Origin of the sequence: Nocardiopsis ansamitocini (assembly GCF_030268225.1) — a bacterium.
GTDB classification, from domain to species: Bacteria; Actinomycetota; Actinomycetes; order Streptosporangiales; family Streptosporangiaceae; genus Nocardiopsis_D; species Nocardiopsis_D ansamitocini.
This window is the reverse complement of the sequence record NZ_BSQG01000002.1, coordinates 638,026-654,366: the sequence shown is the minus strand read 5'-3', so window position 1 is coordinate 654,366 and position 16,341 is coordinate 638,026. Positions and strand designations below refer to the sequence as shown.

The following is a 16,341-nucleotide window of genomic DNA, read 5'->3' as shown; positions in this document are numbered from 1 at the left end:
AACGGTTGAGTGCCACGGTCACCACCAACGCGACCGAACGACGGCGCCCGGGGCGTCCCCGGCGCCCCGGCGGCCCCTCCCCGTGGCACCGGATGCGCGGCAGGATTCCCACGGTCCTCTCCTGGGCCCTGACCCTCATCGCGGTCGTCTGCGCGCTGCGCGCCCTGTTCCTGCCGTTGCGCGACGCCACCGGCCGGGTGGCCGAGGTCATCGAGGTCGTGTTCATCCCGGCCCCGGCGAACCTGGCCTACGCGATGTTCCTGGCGCTGCTGGCCGGCGCCCTCGCCATGCGCAAACGCCCCGCCTACCGCATCGCGGTGGCCTACACGGCGCTCGTCGTGATCGTGGACTACGCGGTGCTGCTCGGCCTGTACCTCGTCCCCGCGGGCGAACACGAGACCCGGCTGCTGCTGTGGCTCATCGTCCCGAACGCGGTGATCATGACCGTGCTGCTGGTGGTGCTGGTCCTGGCGCGCGACGAGTTCCGCGCGAAGGTGCAGCCGGCCTCCATGCCCAAGGCGCTGGGGGTGCTCGTCCTTGGGCTGGGGGCGTCGGCACTGATCGGCTGGGGGCTGGTCACCATGGCCCCGGGCACGTTGACCGATCCCACCGACCGCGCGCTGTGGTCGCTGGAGAAGACGCTGGGCGGCGCGTTCCAGCTCACGGTCGGACGCCCGGGCCACGCCCCCACCTGGGTGAACTTCACGATCGGCCTCATGGGCGCGCTCTCGCTGCTGGCCGCGCTCCTGGTGATGTTCCGTTCCCAACGGGCGAAGGCCGAGTTGAGCCCGACCGACGAGGCACACGTGCGCCGGCTCCTCGACGCGCACGGCGACCGCGACTCACTGGGCTACTTCGCCACCCGCCGCGACAAGAGCGTGGTCTTCTCACCGAGCGGCAAGGCCGCGGTGACCTACCGGGTCGTGGCCGGGGTGAGCATGGCCAGCGCGGACCCCATCGGCGACCCCGAGGCATGGGGCGGCGCGATCTCGGCGTGGCTGCGCGAAGCCGAGGCGTACGCCTGGACCCCGGCGGTGACGGGTGCCGGCGAGGAGGGCGCGACGGCGTACGCGCGCGCCGGACTCAAGGTGCTCCAACTCGGTGACGAAGCGGTGCTGGACGTCGGCACCTTCACCGTGGAGGGCCGGGCGATGCGCGTGGTGCGCCAGGCCGCCAACCGGGTCGAGCGCGCCGGGTACACCTTCCGGGTCCGCCGCCACCGCGACATCGACGCGGCGGAGATGGAACGCATCATCGACCGGGTGGACGCCTGGCGCGACACCGAGACCGAACGCGGCTTCTCCATGGCCCTGGGCCGGCTGGGCGACAACGCCGACGGCCGGTGCGTGCTGGCCGAGGCGCTGGGGCCCGACGGCGAGGTGGCGGGGCTGCTGTCGTTCGTGCCGTGGGGCCCGTCGGGGCTGTCCCTGGACCTGATGCGGCGCGACCGCGCGGCCGACAACGGCCTGATGGAGTTCATGGTCGCCTCCTTGATGCGCCAGGCCGGCCGGTTGGGCGTGCAGCGGGTCTCGCTGAACTTCGCGGTGTTCCGGTCCGTCTTCGAGGAGGGCGCACGGCTCGGCGCGGGACCGGTCCTGCGCGCGTGGCGCGGTCTGCTGCTGTTCCTGTCGCGCTGGTGGCAGCTGGAGGCGCTGTACCGCTCCAACGTGAAGTACCGGCCCTGGTGGAACCCCCGTTACCTGTGCTTCGGCGAGACCCGCGATCTGGCCCGGGTCGCGCTGTCGGCCGGGATCGCGGAGGGGTTCGTGACCCCGCCGAGCCTGCTGTCGCTGTTCAACCGGGGGGACGTCCACTCCTCGATCGCCGCCGAGCGCTCGGCGCCCGCCGCGCTGCCCGAGCAGGACGCCCCGGTGCGCGGGGCGGCGCCACAGGACGGGCAGGGCGAAACACGCGCCCCCGCGCACGGCACGCTTCCGGAACAGGTGCGGGTGCGCATCGCCAAGGCCGACGCCATGCGCGCCGGGGGCACCGACCCCTACCCGGTGGGGTTCGCGCCGGACCGGACCTGCGCGGAGCTGGCAGCAGCCCACGCCGGGACCGCTGCGGACACCGTCACCGACGACACGGCGTCGATCGCGGGCCGGGTCCTGCTGGTGCGCGACCACGGCGGCGTGTGCTTCGCGACCGTCCAGGACTGGTCGGGGCGGCTCCAGGTGATGCTCACCGAGAAGGCGACCGGGGCCGCCGGGCTCGCACGGTGGCGGCGCGAAGTGGACATCGGCGACCTCGTGGGAGTCACCGGCCCGGTGGCGACCTCGCGCGGCGGCGAACTCTCGGTGCTGGCCGCGGAGTGGACGATGACGGCCAAGTGCCTGCGTCCGCTGCCCGACAAACACCTGGGCATCGGCGACCCCGAGACCCGGGTGCGGCGCCGTTACCTGGACCTGGCGGTCAGCCCCGATGCCCGCGCACTGCTGCGGGCGCGCAGCGCCGTGGTGCGGAGCCTGCGCGAGAGCCTGGCGGGGCGGGGGTTCACGGAGGTGGAGACGCCGATCCTGCAACCCGTGCACGGCGGCGCCAACGCCCGCCCCTTCACCACCCACATCAACGCCTACGACATGGACCTGTACCTGCGCATCGCGCCGGAACTGTTTTTGAAGCGGCTGTGCGTGGGGGGCATGGACCGGGTGTTCGAACTGGGGCGCACCTTCCGCAACGAGGGGGTGTCGGTGCGGCACAACCCGGAGTTCACGATGCTGGAGGCGTACCACGCCTACGCCGACTACCACGACATGCGCCGGCTCACCCAGGAGCTCGTCCAGACGGCGGCGGTGGCCGCGAACGGCAGCGCGGTGATCCGGCGCCGTCGCGACGACGGGACGGTCGAGGACGTGGACGTCTCCGGGGAATGGCCCGCGATCCCCATCAACACCGCGATCTCCGACGCGGTGGGGGCGGAGGTCGGCCCCGACGTACCGGTCACCGAGTTGGAGCGCATCGCGCGCGGGCACGGAATCGCCCTGCACCCCGGCTGGGGGCACGGGGAGATCACCCTGGAACTCTACGAGCGCCTGGTGGAGAGCGTGACGACCCGGCCGACCTTCTACCTGGACTTTCCCACGAGCGTCTCCCCGCTCACCCGCCAGCACCGGGGGGACCCGCGCCTGGCGGAGAAATGGGATCTGGTGGCCTACGGAACGGAACTGGGCACCGCCTACACGGAGCTGACCGACCCGGTGGAGCAGCGTCGGCGGCTGACCGAGCAGTCGTTGGCCGCCGCGGCCGGCGACCCCGAGGCGATGGAGTTGGACGAGGACTTCCTGACCGCTCTGGAGTACGCGATGGCGCCCACCGGCGGGCTGGGGATCGGCGTTGACCGGGTGGTCATGCTCATCACCGGCCGCAGTATCCGGGAGACGCTGCCGTTCCCGCTGGTCAAACCGGGTCCCCGATGATCGGCGTGGGAAAGGTCCCCGCCAACGGGGAACATGCGGTGCGGGCGGTGGGCCGGGCGTCGGCGCTGATCGCGGCCGGGTGTTATTCGCTGTGGCTGCTGGAGTTCGGCCTGGCGACGGGACTGAGCCCGACGTTGAGCTTCGTCAGTGAACTGTCGGCCGCCGATCAGCCCTACGCCGGGCTGTTCTCCGCAGCCGACCGCGCGGCCGGGGTGCTGGCGGCGCTGGCAGCGGTGTGCGGGGTCCTCACCGGGGAGCGGGGATGCTGGCACCTGGTGGCGTGGCTGGGACTGGCGGGGTTCGGGCTGGCCACCACAGCCGACTCGTTCCTGCCCATGGACTGCGCCGTCTCCGCGGACGCCGTGTGCGCGTCGGCCGAGACCGCCGGCGCCCTGTCGGCGGTGCACACATGGCACGCGGTCAGCAGCAGCCTGGCCGGGACGATGGCGCTGGTGGGAGCGGCCGGAATGGCCATCGCGCTGCGTCCTTCGGGCGGACCCCGGTTCCTGGTGGCGGCGGCCGTGTTCGGGGTGCAGGCGGTCGCGATGATCGTCGTCCTGCTGTTGCTCGCCGTCGGCGCGGGCCAGCCGGTGGAGGGCTTCGGTGTCGCCCAGCGCGTGCAGATCGTCGGGGTGGCGGCCTGGCTGGTGTGCGTGGTCTGTCTTCCGGGGGTGTGGGGCGGCGGGGCCTCCGGCACCGGAGGCGGACCGGCCCCCGGGTGACACCTGGCGGTTGGAGCCCGGACACCAGCGCGGGGCGGGTGGGCGACGGGGGCCGAACAGGACCGGCCCCGCCGCAGGCGCGACGGGGGCCGGTCCTTCACGGCCGGGAACTCTAGTAGACCTGCGGGGTGAACTGGGGGGAGGCGAAGGTTCCACCGGTGGAGAACTGCATGCTCCGACCGGAGGGGATGTGGTACGAAGTGCTGTTCTTGGACAGGCCGCCGGAGTTGAACCTGGTGATCTTCACGTAGAAGGACTCGCCGCCGTTGGTGCTGATGCTGTTGCACTGGCCCGGATTGGTCACGTACGTGGAGAACCCGCCCCGGCCGGGGAAATGCGCGGTGGCGGAATAGTCGCCGGCGACGTTGCACAGGCGGAAGGTGCCGGCGGCCGAGGCGGGGGCTGCACCGACCACCGCCACGACGAGGGACATCAGCAATCCCAGGGCCATCGAGAAGGCGACGGACTTGCTTCGCGCGAAAGCGGACATGCGGCTCCTGGTCAATGATGGGGCGCGGAATCCGGGGGCACGGGGAGAACGCACCGTTAAGGGGTATTGACGCAGTGCAGTCAACCACACCCGGAGGGCGACTTCCAGGGGCTTGTGTGGCTTTCTTTCCGCTTGCCGTTGTCTTCATGGGTTTTCATGAATTTTTTTGTTGTAATAGCTGTTCAGGACTGTCTGGAATTCTCGAAACGAGAACGAAAGGCCGTCCGCCACTTCCCACTCGCGTCGCGGTAACTGCCGGGCGGTGAACCCCCGCACGGTCCGCACCGGGCCCTCACAGCAGGTCTGCGGGAACCTCCAGATAGCTGCGGCGAAGGCGGTCGATGACCGGGTGGGTGTCGGGCAGGCCGGTCGCGTCGATACCGCCGACGGCCCGGACCCCGACGGCCGCGTTCGTCGCGAACGCCGCCCGCATGTCGGCGATCCCGGCGGCTTCAACCGGGATCGTCACATGATCGTGCGCCTCTTTGAGCAGCCGCATCGTGACCCCGTCGAGGCAGTCGGCCTTCGGCCAGACCACTCGCCGCCCGTCGAAGAACCCGATGTTCCAGGTTCCGCCCTCCACGACGCGGCCCCGCCCGTCGACGAAGAGGGCGTCGTCGAACCCGGCGCGCTGGGCCGCCCGACGGTGGTGGAGGGTTCCGAAGAGCGCGACGCTCTTCACGGAGGGCACGTCGCGGACGTAGGCGGTGGAGCGGACCCGTAGCGGTGCGAGCGGGAGCTCGGCCGCCGGGCGGGACGTCACCAGCACGTGGGGGTCGTGGGCCGAGGCCGGGTGCCCCAGGTCCAGCCCGGGGTCGAAGACCGTCACCCGGACGGTGACCGACCCGGTGGCGGGGACGGCCTGCCGGGCGAGGCCGCGGACGTACTCGGGGTCGAGCTCGGCGCCGAAGAGCTCCCGGCAGTCGCGGCCGAGCCGTTCCAGGTGCAGCGCCAGGCCGCGCACCCGGCCGTTGTCGACGCGCATCGACGTGAAGTGCCCGTAGTTGGTCAACGCCAGGCGTGCGAGCTGGTCGGCCTCGACTGGTTTCCCGTTCAGTTGCGCCACCGTGCCAGCATGCCATCGTGGGGAACACGCAGCGCCGACCGCGCCGCGCGCCCCACCGCCGTCGTCCGGGCAGCGGCCCGGGTCAGTCGCCCAGCTCCTCCGGCAGGGGCTCGGCGTGCACCACGGTCAGGCTGGACACCGCGCGGGTCAGGACGACGTAGAGCCGGTGCAGCCCCCGGGACTCCGCGGCGACGATGCGGGCGGGCTCGGCCACCACCACCGCGTCGAACTCCAGGCCCTTGGCCAGGGTCGCGGGCACGCAGACCAGGCGCTCGGCCTCCATGGCGTCCTCGCTCTCCCCCAGGACGGCCGCTGCCAGGCCCGCTGCGGCCAGCGCGTCGCGCAGGGCCGGGACGTCGGCGTCGGCGGCGATCAGACCGACCGAGCCCTCCTCCCCGAGCGCGGCGGCGCACGCCCCGACCACCGCACCGGTCAGGGCCTCCGGTGCGACCTCGCTGCGGGTGAGCGCCCCCGGGGCCTGGCGCACCGCGACCGGGGCGCCCAGGGCGGGGGCGATGGCGGGCAGCAACCGCGCGGCGAAGTCGATGATCTGGGCGGGGACGCGGTAGCCGCGGTCCAGGACCGCGATGCGGGCATCGGGCTTGCCGAGATGGCCCAGCATCGTCGCCCAGTCGCCGGCCGCACCCGGGGCGGTGCCCTGGGCGACGTCGCCCAGGACGGTCACCGACCCGGTGGCCACCCGCCGCCCCAGCGAACGGCACTGCATGGGGGTGAGGTCCTGGGCCTCGTCCACGACGACGTGGCCCAGCGCGACGGGCCGCTCGATCAGGTCGGCCGCCTCGTCGATGAGCGCGAGGTCGGCGACCGACCAGCGCGCCGACTTCGCTCCGCGCGGCCTCCCCGGAAGTGTGAGGGCCGCCCGCTCCTCGGGCGTGAGGATGCCGTCGGCGGCGCGCGCCAGACGCTCGGGGTCGGTGAGCAGGCCCAGCACCAGCTTGACCGGGTCGGCCTTGGGCCACATCGCCACGACGGCGGCGCGGACCTCCTTGGTGCGGCGCACCTGGTCCTGGGTGCGGTCGTCGCACGCCTCCCCCGCCTCCTCCATCCGGGTCAGGACCGCGTGCGCCAGGCGGTGCGCCAGCAGGTCGCGGCCCGACCCGTAGGCGACGCCGCGTTCGCGCAGCTCGGCCAGGATCGCCGACAGTTCCTCGGGGTGCACGCGCCAGCGGCGCGATCCGCGCTGCACGACCAGCGCGTCGGCCGGCTCGCGCGGCAGGGACCAGAGGTCGCGGCGGATCACCTCGGCCATGCGCGCGTCGCCCTTGAGCCGCGCGACGTCGGGTTCCTCGGTGCGGCGCACCGGGACGTGGCCGAGCAGGTCCTCGACCGTGGTCTGGCGGACGTCGAGCTCGCCCAACGCGGGCAGGACGTTGCGGATGTAGGAGAGGAAGGACCGGTTGGGGCCGACGATGGACACCCCGGTGCGGGCCAGGCGCTTGCGCTCGGCGTAGAGGAGGTAGGCGACGCGGTGCAGGCCGACCGCGGTCTTGCCGGTGCCAGGAGCCCCCTGCACGCACAGCGACCGCTCCAGCGGGGCGCGCACGAGGTCGTCCTGCTCGGGTTGGATGGTGGCGACGATGTCGCGCATCGGGCCGGAGCGGGGGCGTTCGATCTCCTGGGCGAGCAGGCGTCCGCCCGCGTCGGCGGCGGAGGGGCCCACCAGCGGCTCGTCCTCGAACGCGGTGAGTTCGGCGAGGCCGGAGAAACCGTAGCGGCGGCGCAGCCGCGCGCCCATCGGGTCGGCGGGTGTGGCCTGGTAGAAGGCGATGGAGATGGGAGCCCGCCAGTCGAGGACCATGGGCGTCCCGGCGCTGTCGTGGACGTGGCGGCGGCCGATGTAGACGCGGTCGGCGTCGGGGGTCCGGGCGGCGGTGCGGCCGTCCCGGGGGTCGGTCTCGAAGACCGCTCCGGGGGCGTAGTCGAGGCGGCCGAAGAACAGCGGGACGTCGGGGAGGTCCACGAGCTCTTCGGCGCGTTTGGCGCGTGCGCGGCGCAGGACCTCGTTGGTGACCTTGTCCCCGACGACGTCACCGAGGGAGGTGGCGGTCTCGACGACGTCGGCGCGCATCCGGCGGAGGGCCTCCCGGGAGGCGGCGAGGTGGTCGCGCTCGGCCTGGATCTCGGGGGCCAGGGCAGGGGGGAGCCGGGTGTCGGTCATGGCGTAGCGGGCCTCTGCTGGTCGGCGGGAACGGGCGGTGGCGGCGGTGCGTGGGTCCCGCCCCGGTTCGTGTGCAGAGTGCCCGGTTCGTTCCGATCCTCAGCGCGCAGGTGAATGCCGCCAAAACGAAGGACCGATCCTATTGCACCCTCCACCCGGGGGACAACCTGGCACTTCGCCCCGCCGGACGGGCCCGGCCCCGGCGGGGGACACACCTCGGTTCCGGGTGCCCGCCCTCACGGCTCTCCGGCCGCACCCGGGAGCCGGTGACCCGCACCCCGGTCGGATGCGGCGGCGGTGCGGACGGGGGGTGTGCCCCCGTCCGCACCGGGAACGGAAACCCGGCCGCCGACCGACGGACGGGACGCGGGTCACCGGCCGCCGAGGGGAACGGTGCCTCAGCGTCCCGGTGAGTGCCTGATCCCCTCCTCGGTCCGTGAGAGGAGTGCGAACTCCCGGACGGTCAGCGACCAGTCCAGTGCGGCGGCGTTGCTCTTCGCCTGGGGCGGGCTTTTCGCTCCCGGGATGGGGACGACCAGCGGGCCGACGGCGATGAGCCGGTTGAGCGCGACCTGGGCGACGGTGCCGCGACGCGCCCGCGCGACGGCGTCCATGACGTCGAAGAGCGGTTCGCGTTCTTCGCGGCGCATCTCATACGGCGGGACCGCACGGCCTTCAGGAACGACTCGCCCGGTTCGAAGAGGTTCGCGCCACGGAACAGCGTCGCCGCCTGCGGACCGTACTTCTGGCAGCCCGCCCGGTAATTCCCGGTCAGCACGCCCTCGGCCAAGGGCAGGATCGGGGGATCTCCTTACCGTCCCGCCCTACCCCTTCCGCGAGGAGTCGCCGCCCGGGTCGTCGAGGGCCACGGCTCAGGCGTTCTTCTGGTCGAGGTCGGACAGGTCGAGGACGAACCGGTAACGGACGTCGCCGGACCCGAGACGGTTCAGCGCCTCGGTGACGCGGGAGGACGGGAGCACCTCGGCGTCGGCGGTGATTCCGTGCCGTGCGCAGAACGCGAGCATCTCGGCGGTCCCCTTGGTTCCGCCGGTCCCCGAGGACGTGAGCCTCTTGCGACCGGACGTGAGTTCGAGCAGGCGGGGCCCGGTCATCAGGGGGTTGCCGACGACGCAGAGCGTGCCGTCGAGTGCGAGCACACCGAGGAGCGGCGAGAGCGCGTGGTCAGCCGAGACGGTGTCCAGGACGAGGTCGAAGCGCCCCCGCGCCCGCCGCACCTGGTCCTCATCGGTCGTCAGGAGCAGGCCCTCTGCCCCGAGGGCGAGCGCGTCCTCGGCCTTGCCGGCCGTGCGGCTGAGCACGGTGACCTCGGCCCCGAGTGCGGCGGCGAGCTTCACACCGAGATGGCCCAGCCCGCCCAGGCCGGCTATCGCGACGCGGCTTCCCGGGCCGACGCCCAATGCTCGCAAGGGCTCCCACATGGTGACGCCCGCGCACATCAGCGGTGCCGCCGCCGCCGGATCGAGGGCTTCGGGCAGGTGGTAGGCGAACTTCTCCCGCAGTACGTACTCACGGCTGTAACCGCCCTTGGTCACGCTGCCGTCCACGGGGTCCGTGCCGCCGTACGTGCTGAGCGGGCCGAGGTGGCAGAAGTTCTCCTGCCCGACCACGCACATCGCGCACTCGCCGCAGGAATCGACCAAGGTGCCCACCGCGACGCCGTCGCCCGCCGCGAACCGGGTGACGGCGGAGCCGACGGAGACGACGGTCCCGGTGAACTCGTGACCGGGGACCAGCCCACCACTGTCGGACATGTGCGGGGTGGCCCCCTGGAGTGCGTGGAGGTCGCTGTGGCAGACGCCGCAGAAGTCGATCCGGACGGTGATGTCGTCGCGGCGCGGCTCCCTCCTCGGGATCTCGACGCATTGCAGGGGGACGCCTCCGGTCGTGCCCTGCCAAGCGAGTGTCGTGCTCATCATGCCTCCAAAAAGAAAGAATGGTCTGTCTTTTTAGTACCGTAGCGGCCACCCCGGGAGATAACAACCAACTGGTTTTTCTGAGATGATCTGGGGATGCCCGAGCTGCCGACGACCGCGCGCGGGATCGCGACGCGGCGACGAATCCTGGACGCCGCGACCGAGGAATTCGCCCGCGTCGGAATCGCCGGTGCCCGCATGGACCGCATCGTCGGCGCGGCCGACGCCAACAAGGCGCAGCTCTACGCCTACTTCGGCAGCAAGGAGGGCCTGTTCGACGCGGTCGTCGCCGACCGGGTGGACGCCGGCGCCGACGACGTCCCCTTCGACGCCGACGACCTGCCCGCCTGGGCGGTGCGCCTCTACGACCAGAACCTGGGGGACCCCGCCTTCGCACGGCTTATCGCCTGGACCCGGCTCGAACGGCGACCGACCGGACGATGGTTCGACGATCCGCGACACGAGTCGAAGCTCGCCGCCGTCGCCGAGGCCCAGGCCGCCGGCCGGCTCCGAAAAACGGACCCCGCCGATCTGCTGATCCTGGTTATCGGCATGGCATCCGCGTGGTCGCCGGCGAGCAGTGTCTACACCGCCACGGCGGACGAACCCGAGCACGTCCACGACGGGCGCCGGGCGTTGCTCCGCGAGGCGATCGCCCGAAGCGTCGCGCCCGGGTAATCCCGCGCCGGTCCGCCCCCGAGGCGGTGGCCGCCGTCGCCTCGGCGCGGGGGCGTGACCGGGGCCGGATACCGGGCAGCCCGGCCGGAACCGCTGCCCGTACCGGTGGCGACTCGCCCCGGACGGATACGAGCGCCGTGGCCGCACCGGCCGGCACCGGCCACCGCTGCGAGCGGGCCCCGGCGGCCACCTCGCCCCCTCGGACCGACAGCCGCTCCCCACCGCTGAAAACGGACCAGCAAACCAACCATGCAGTACATGGCCTAAATCGGACTGGTCACGGGTAGGGAGCGATTAGTCGCACACGGTGATATCCGGAGGTACATGGTGACAACCGCAACGATCTTCGTCGGTGAGTTCTTCGGAACGGCGATCCTCGTCCTGTTCGGCTGCGGGGTCGTGGCCGGCGTGACGCTCAGCAGATCCAAGTCGCAGAACGCCGGATGGGTGGCCATCGCGTTCGGCTGGGGTCTGGGGGTGATGTCCGGCGCCTACATCGCGCTGCCGCTGTCGGGCGCGCACCTCAACCCGGCGGTGACCCTGGGCCTCGCGCTGGACACCGGCGAGTGGGCGAAGGTCCCGGTCTACATCGTGGCGCAGATCCTCGGCGCGATCGTGGGCGCGGCGCTGGTCTGGTTGACCTATCTCGGGCAGTTCGGCAACACCGAAGGCCCCTACCTGGGCATTTTCTCCACCGCGCCGGAGGTGCGCAACCCGGCGCAGAACATGGTCACCGAGATCATCGCGACGTTCGCCCTGGTCTTCGTGATCGTGGCCACCGGCCAGAACGAAGGGCTCACGCTCTCGGGCACCGGGGTGCTGATCGTCGCACTGCTGGTGGTGGGCATCGGCCTGTCCCTGGGCGGACCCACCGGTTACGCCATCAACCCGGCCCGTGACCTGGGCCCGCGCCTGGCGCACGCCTTCCTGCCCATCCGGGGCAAGGGCGGTTCCGACTGGGGCTACTCCTGGATCCCGATCGCCGGACCCGTCGTGGGCGGTCTGCTCGGCGGCGGGGTGGGGTCGGCCGTCTACTCGATGATCTAGAGGCCCCGCACCCCGGATACGCCGCGCCCCCGGCAGGGACTACGCTGCGTAGGAGTCCAGGGCGGGCCTGGCGCAACGAACCGAGGCGGAGCGGACGAGGGCATGCGCGGAGCGAGTCGTGGTTGACGCCCTGACCACCATCATCGAACTGGTCTCGCTGGCCATGGCCGGCTGGTTCCTGGTGTCGGTCTTTCGCGGCCAACCCATGGTGGTGCCGCACCTGATCGGCCTCGCGGTGCTGGAGGTCCTCCTGCTCGCCCAGCTCGCGGTGTCGGTGACCCTGCTGGTCGACGGCCAGCGACCCGCCGAGACCGCCACCTTCCTCAGCTACCTCATCACCGTCGTGCTGTTCCCCCCGGCCTGCGCCGCGTGGGGGTTCATGGAGCGCAGCAAGTGGGGGCCGGCGGTCATCGCCTTCGCCTGCCTCATCCTGCCGGTCATGATGGTGCGACTCGAACAGATCTGGAACCCTCCCGTTGTCTGACGCCGAGTCGGCCGGGCGCACCGGCCCGGGACGCCTGCTGGTCGCGGTCTACGCGCTGTTCGCGGTGGCGGCCACCGGGCGCTCCACCGTGCAGATCCTCACCAAGTTCGACGAGGCCCCGCTGGCCTACACGCTCTCGGCGGTGGCCGCTGTGATCTACATCGTCGCCACGATCGGCATCGCGCGCGCCGGGCGGGCCTCCTACTGGGTGGCGGTGGCCTGCTGCGCGGTGGAGTTCGCGGGCGTCGTGGGCGTGGGAACCCTCACGCTGCTGATCCCCGAGGCGTTCCCGCACGACACCGTGTGGTCGGCGTTCGGCAAGGGCTACGGGTTCGTGCCGTTGGTCCTCCCCGTCCTGGGACTGCTGTGGCTGCGCCGGGTACGCCCCCGATCAGGGTGAACGTCCCGTTGAAAGCCCGGGAACACCACGGGGAACCGATCGCGCCGCGCCGGGCCCCGCACTAGCCTGACCGTATGGCGCAACCTGATCACACCCCGTCCCTGCCCGTCGCCGTCTCCCCCGAGTGGCTGGATACGCACTACGACGACGTCCTCGTCGCCGACGTCCGCTGGTACCTGGACGGGCGGTCGGGGCGCGACGCCTACCTCGGCGGACACCTACCCGGCGCGGTGTTCGTGGACGTCGACGCCGACCTCGCCGCCCCCGCCACCGCCGAGGGCGGCCGGCACCCGCTGCCCGACCCCGACGACTTCGCCGCCACCCTGTCGCGGCTGGGAATCGGCGACGACACCGCCGTGGTCGCCTACGACGACGCCGGGGGTTCCATCGCGGCCCGCCTGGTGTGGATGCTGCGCGCGCTGGGCTCCTCGGCCGCCGTCCTGGACGGGGGCCTGCCCGCCTGGGACGGGCCCCTGGACGTGGGCGGCGTGGTGCCGGTGGCGCGTCCGCGCGCCACCAGGGAGTGGCCCGCGGACCGTGTGGCGGACAAGGAGACCGTGGCCGGCCACACGGGCGACGAGCGGCACCTGCTGCTGGACGCCCGGGCACCGGGCCGCTACACCGGCGCGGAGCCGGCGGCCGTGGACCCGCGCCCCGGCCACATCCCAGGTGCGCGCAGCGCCGCGTGGCAGGACAACCTGACGTCTGCCGGGCGCTTCGCCTCCCCCGAGGACCTGCGCGCGCGCTTCTCCGCGCTCGGCGCCGACCGGGCCCGGACGGTGACCGCCTACTGCGGTTCGGGTGTGACCGCCTGCCACAACCTGCTGGCGTTGGAGCACGCGGGCTTCGACCGCGCCCGGCTCTACCCGGGCTCCTGGAGCGCGTGGGGGGCCGACGAGTCGCTGCCCGCCGAGACCGGCTGACGGGCAGGGGCCACCGGGGGCGGTGGCCGGGTCAATCACCGCGTGGCCTGCGAACTTGGGCTAGTGGGCGGCCACGCGGTGAGTCTGGGCGAGACGGAGGGTACGGGACCAATAGTCCGCCAGGCGACGGCGATCGGCTGCGCGACGCGCCGGAGGACGCCGGACCGGTCCTCCAGCGCGCCGCCCAACGGACCCGCCCACCATCATCGTCCACGCTGGCGGACGCCGTCCGGATTTCCCCGAAACAGCCGCCCCGCACGCCAACCGCACCGTTTGTCCCCGGTCGGCGTACGACCGGCCGACCGATACCGCGTACGACGCCGGGCGCGACAAAGCATTCGGGGAATCCACGAGGGGCGTGGTCGGGGTGTTTCTCGTCAGGCCACGACGTTTCCCGGCTCGTCCAGCCACACCCGCTGACCGGCCGCCGTCACCGTGACGCCGAAGCGGTCACGGCCCGGACGACCCGCGTCGTTCCACCACGAACACGCGTGCGCGACCTCCGCCCAGAGGTCACGCCGCCCGAACCGGTACGCCTCATACTCGGACGCGTTGGGTTCGTACTCGATTAGCCCCCAGGAACCCGCCCGATCATAGGCGTACACGCTGGCCTCTCCGCTGCCGTCCTTGGCGTCGAAGCGGTAGTAGGCCAGGCCCGGCACCAAAACCCCGACGGCCAGGTCCAACCCCGTGTCGTCCAGCGCCAGCGGGGAGGGGTCGAACACCGCCCGATAGGGCTCGACTCCCGGCGCCCTCTCGTCGACGAAGTCCCACAGCCCCCCTTTGGCCGACCGCTGGCCGCGAAGCAGCATGAACGGCGCGTCCCCGAGGAAACGCCCGCACGCGCCACCGTCTCCGACGTCCAGGCGCAACAGCCCGGCCGCGTAATAACTCGTCGCCCATGGAGTCACCACCACGCCGCCCGGCCGCGTCTGCTCGACCCAGGCCCATGGGATCTCACGGGCCGCCACCGTGGCCACCACCCGGTCGAAGGGCGCCCGCTCGGGCACCCCCTTCGATCCATCCCCCACCACCAGGTGAGGCCGGTAGCCCAGCGCAGCGAGGTTCGCGCGCCCCTGTTCCGCCAACGCCGGGTCGATCTCCACCGAGGCGACGCGACCAGATCCCAGCCGATGGCACAGCAAAGCGCAGTTGAAACCGGTCGCCGTGCCGATCTCCAACACGCTCTCCCCACCGCTCACTGTGAGCGCGTCCAGCATGCGCGCCATCAGCGAGGGTTGGGACGCCGAACTGGTCGGGTACCGGCCCCTGCCGTCGCCGCCCGCCGGCTCGCCGTCGTCGACTTGGGTGATCAGCGCGTAATCCGAGTACACCCACGAACGCCATTGCGGACTGTCCGAGGACAAAGGCGCACGCCAGGCCGGGTCTTGGGCATCGCGCGGCCAGATCACATCCGGGATGAACCGGTGCCGGGGGACGGCGGCGAAGGCCGCCCGCCACGCCGGATCACCCAGCGCCCCCAAGGACTCCAAGAGCCGAACCAGCGAGTCCGGCCCTTGGGGCGGATCAACGGTCACCGTGGTTCCTGGCCGTCACCGCTCTGCGGCTCAACCGGTTCGCCGCTCCCGTGCTTGCTGTCGTCCTGGCCGTCGCTCTGCCAGTCCCCGCCCTTCCCACTGTCCTCGGGCTTGTCGTCGTTGCCGTGCCGCCCCATTGCCGACTCCGATTCGTTCAGGGCAAATCCGCTGCCACAACCGTAAGCGCGTGCCCTCGTACCGTCAGCGCTTCCGTCCGGCACCGGTCAAGCTGCCCGCCTCGGGTTTCGACCCGGTAGGACGGATAAGGGCCAGGCGACCGGTCCCGTACACGCACGCACCTCAGGGCGGGACCCGAGGATCAGGCGCCGACCGGGAAAAGAGCGGCGAAGCCCAACGGCTCCGACCCACTTGGCGGACGCAGTCCCCCTGTTCTCCAGCCGAAAAAGCCGCCCTGCACACCACCCGCGCCGCGATCCTGGCAATCCACGACACAACCCGCTGCACCCCAGGCAGCCCCGCCCGATTCACCCGCGCTGTTTACCCCTCGGGCAGCGTGCGACCGGCCGACCGATACCGCGTACGACCCCGGGCGTGACAAAGCATTCGGGGAATCCACGAGAGGCGTCGCCGTGGTGCTTCGTCAATGCACTTCGCCCCCCTATCGCGTGTCCCAGGCGTAGTCGCTGGTGACGGCGTGGTGGGGCGGCAACACGAATTCGTAGTACTGGATGGGTCCGCTCCCGTCGGTCCAGACCGAGGTCCCGGCGAGTACGGCCGAACCCACGGCAATCCGCAAAGCGTCGGCTTCCCGCTGGTCGGCGTAGCGGGCCTCGAAGTAGTCCCGCCCGCCGGTCGCCGTGCGACCGGTTCTCTGCGCGACCAGGTCGAGGACGTTCGTGATGGGGAACGGTTCCAGCAGTTCGGGCACTTCTTTGGTGAAAGCCACCGGCAGCCAGCCCACGGAGAGCCGGTAGGGCTTCCCGGCCCGGAAAGTAATCGCTTGGCGGCGCACGACGGTGAGGTTGAGCGCGTCCGCGTTGATACCCAGTGCCGCGCCGACGTTGGGGAGCATGGGCACAATGCCCGCTTCGGTGACGTCTACGAGGTCGCTTCCGGTCGGGTGCGATTTGCGGACCCGTTCCGGTGGTGCGGGGACGGCGCGATGGCCGAGAACAGTCGTCCCCTGTTGGGTGGTGCGCACGAGTCCTTCGCCCCGAAGTTGCCGCACTGCTTTGTGGGCGGTGCCGGGGGAGACGGAGAAGGCTGTGGCGAGGTCGGCCACGGTTGGCAGGCGAGCACCCTCGCTGAGTTCGCCGTTGGCGATCAGTTCGCGGTAGTGGTCTGCGATCTGTGCATAGGGCGAACGCGGCCGGTCGTGTGGTGTCACTTCAATCCTTCCTCAGGCACGTATGCACGCTACGGCAAAGGCGCTGTCGAGTGGTCCGCTTGATTTTCCTCTTCTGTTGCCACAACCTTATACAGCAAAGTATATATAGAGTATAT

15 protein-coding genes are annotated in these 16,341 nt (G+C 71.8%); 7 read left to right on the top strand and 8 right to left on the bottom strand.

Annotated features, from left to right (window positions below; all coding sequences use genetic code 11):
- Positions 1-5: 5 nt before the first annotated feature.
- Both lysX and QSJ59_RS09610 read left to right on the top strand, forming a co-directional pair.
- The gene (gene lysX / locus QSJ59_RS09615; RefSeq protein ID WP_285758717.1) at positions 6-3,416 is read left to right on the top strand and encodes a bifunctional lysylphosphatidylglycerol synthetase/lysine--tRNA ligase LysX; all 3,411 of its coding nucleotides are present in this window, start codon (positions 6-8) and stop codon (positions 3,414-3,416) included.
- Positions 3,417-3,421: 5 nt separating this feature from the next.
- Positions 3,422-4,138, top strand: a complete 717-nt coding sequence (locus tag QSJ59_RS09610; protein WP_285758716.1) for a DUF998 domain-containing protein — start codon at positions 3,422-3,424, stop codon at positions 4,136-4,138.
- A 112-nt stretch (positions 4,139-4,250) separates the two neighbouring features.
- On the opposite strand, the gene QSJ59_RS09605 is transcribed toward QSJ59_RS09610, so the two are convergent.
- The 5 genes from QSJ59_RS09605 to QSJ59_RS09585 form a co-directional block, all read right to left on the bottom strand.
- Entirely contained in the window at positions 4,251-4,628 is a 378-nt protein-coding gene (locus QSJ59_RS09605; RefSeq protein ID WP_285758714.1) for a hypothetical protein, read from the bottom strand.
- A gap of 292 nt (positions 4,629-4,920) precedes the next feature.
- Complete coding sequence (locus tag QSJ59_RS09600; protein ID WP_285758713.1) at positions 4,921-5,694, bottom strand: aminotransferase class IV family protein; 774 nt, start codon at positions 5,692-5,694, stop codon at positions 4,921-4,923.
- An 82-nt stretch (positions 5,695-5,776) separates the two neighbouring features.
- Positions 5,777-7,873 carry a HelD family protein gene (locus QSJ59_RS09595; protein ID WP_285758712.1) on the bottom strand — a complete coding sequence of 699 codons (2,097 nt, stop codon included), beginning with the start codon at positions 7,871-7,873 and terminating at the stop codon, positions 5,777-5,779.
- 398 nt (positions 7,874-8,271) lie between these two features.
- The gene (locus QSJ59_RS09590) at positions 8,272-8,523 is read right to left on the bottom strand and encodes an aldo-keto reductase family protein (RefSeq protein WP_285758711.1); all 252 of its coding nucleotides are present in this window, start codon (positions 8,521-8,523) and stop codon (positions 8,272-8,274) included.
- A gap of 222 nt (positions 8,524-8,745) precedes the next feature.
- Positions 8,746-9,807, bottom strand: a complete 1,062-nt coding sequence (locus QSJ59_RS09585) for an NAD(P)-dependent alcohol dehydrogenase (protein ID WP_285758709.1) — start codon at positions 9,805-9,807, stop codon at positions 8,746-8,748.
- Positions 9,808-9,903: 96 nt separating this feature from the next.
- Between QSJ59_RS09585 and QSJ59_RS09580 the strand changes: the two genes are divergently transcribed.
- The 5 genes from QSJ59_RS09580 to QSJ59_RS09560 all read left to right on the top strand — a co-directional run bounded on the left by QSJ59_RS09580 (position 9,904) and on the right by QSJ59_RS09560 (position 13,339).
- Positions 9,904-10,485, top strand: coding sequence for a TetR/AcrR family transcriptional regulator (locus QSJ59_RS09580; protein ID WP_285758708.1), 582 nt, complete (start codon positions 9,904-9,906; stop codon positions 10,483-10,485).
- Between the two features lie 324 nt (positions 10,486-10,809).
- Positions 10,810-11,532: an MIP/aquaporin family protein gene (locus tag QSJ59_RS09575; protein WP_285758707.1), complete on the top strand. Its 723-nt coding sequence runs from the start codon at positions 10,810-10,812 to the stop codon at positions 11,530-11,532.
- 118 nt (positions 11,533-11,650) lie between these two features.
- Entirely contained in the window at positions 11,651-12,016 is a 366-nt protein-coding gene (locus tag QSJ59_RS09570) for a hypothetical protein (protein WP_285758705.1), read from the top strand.
- Positions 12,009-12,416, top strand: coding sequence for a hypothetical protein (locus QSJ59_RS09565; protein ID WP_285758704.1), 408 nt, complete (start codon positions 12,009-12,011; stop codon positions 12,414-12,416). Before QSJ59_RS09570 ends, QSJ59_RS09565 begins: the two co-directional genes overlap by 8 nt.
- Before the next feature lie 74 nt (positions 12,417-12,490).
- Complete coding sequence (locus tag QSJ59_RS09560; RefSeq protein ID WP_285758703.1) at positions 12,491-13,339, top strand: sulfurtransferase; 849 nt, start codon at positions 12,491-12,493, stop codon at positions 13,337-13,339.
- 377 nt (positions 13,340-13,716) lie between these two features.
- Here QSJ59_RS09560 and QSJ59_RS09555 read toward each other — a convergent pair whose 3' ends face one another.
- The 3 genes from QSJ59_RS09555 to QSJ59_RS09545 form a co-directional block, all read right to left on the bottom strand.
- Positions 13,717-14,877 (bottom strand): methyltransferase domain-containing protein, encoded by a 1,161-nt coding sequence (locus QSJ59_RS09555; protein ID WP_285758701.1) that lies wholly within the window; start codon positions 14,875-14,877, stop codon positions 13,717-13,719.
- The gene (locus QSJ59_RS09550; RefSeq protein WP_285758700.1) at positions 14,874-15,014 is read right to left on the bottom strand and encodes a hypothetical protein; all 141 of its coding nucleotides are present in this window, start codon (positions 15,012-15,014) and stop codon (positions 14,874-14,876) included. Before QSJ59_RS09550 ends, QSJ59_RS09555 begins: the two co-directional genes overlap by 4 nt.
- Before the next feature lie 482 nt (positions 15,015-15,496).
- Positions 15,497-16,225 carry a GntR family transcriptional regulator gene (locus QSJ59_RS09545; RefSeq protein ID WP_285758698.1) on the bottom strand — a complete coding sequence of 243 codons (729 nt, stop codon included), beginning with the start codon at positions 16,223-16,225 and terminating at the stop codon, positions 15,497-15,499.
- Positions 16,226-16,341 lie beyond the last annotated feature (116 nt).

What these genes read in the sequence shown, in the direction of transcription:
- QSJ59_RS09575 (WP_285758707.1), top strand. Translation starts at nt 10,810, where the DNA reads ATGGTGACAACCGCAACGATCTTCGTCGGTGAGTTCTTCGGAACGGCG.
- QSJ59_RS09580 (WP_285758708.1), top strand. Translation starts at nt 9,904, where the DNA reads ATGCCCGAGCTGCCGACGACCGCGCGCGGGATCGCGACGCGGCGACGA.
- QSJ59_RS09595 (WP_285758712.1), bottom strand. Translation starts at nt 7,873, where the DNA reads ATGACCGACACCCGGCTCCCCCCTGCCCTGGCCCCCGAGATCCAGGCC.
- QSJ59_RS09585 (WP_285758709.1), bottom strand. Translation starts at nt 9,807, where the DNA reads ATGAGCACGACACTCGCTTGGCAGGGCACGACCGGAGGCGTCCCCCTG.
- QSJ59_RS09590 (WP_285758711.1), bottom strand. Translation starts at nt 8,523, where the DNA reads ATGCGCCGCGAAGAACGCGAACCGCTCTTCGACGTCATGGACGCCGTC.
- QSJ59_RS09560 (WP_285758703.1), top strand. Translation starts at nt 12,491, where the DNA reads ATGGCGCAACCTGATCACACCCCGTCCCTGCCCGTCGCCGTCTCCCCC.
- QSJ59_RS09605 (WP_285758714.1), bottom strand. Translation starts at nt 4,628, where the DNA reads ATGTCCGCTTTCGCGCGAAGCAAGTCCGTCGCCTTCTCGATGGCCCTG.
- QSJ59_RS09550 (WP_285758700.1), bottom strand. Translation starts at nt 15,014, where the DNA reads ATGGGGCGGCACGGCAACGACGACAAGCCCGAGGACAGTGGGAAGGGC.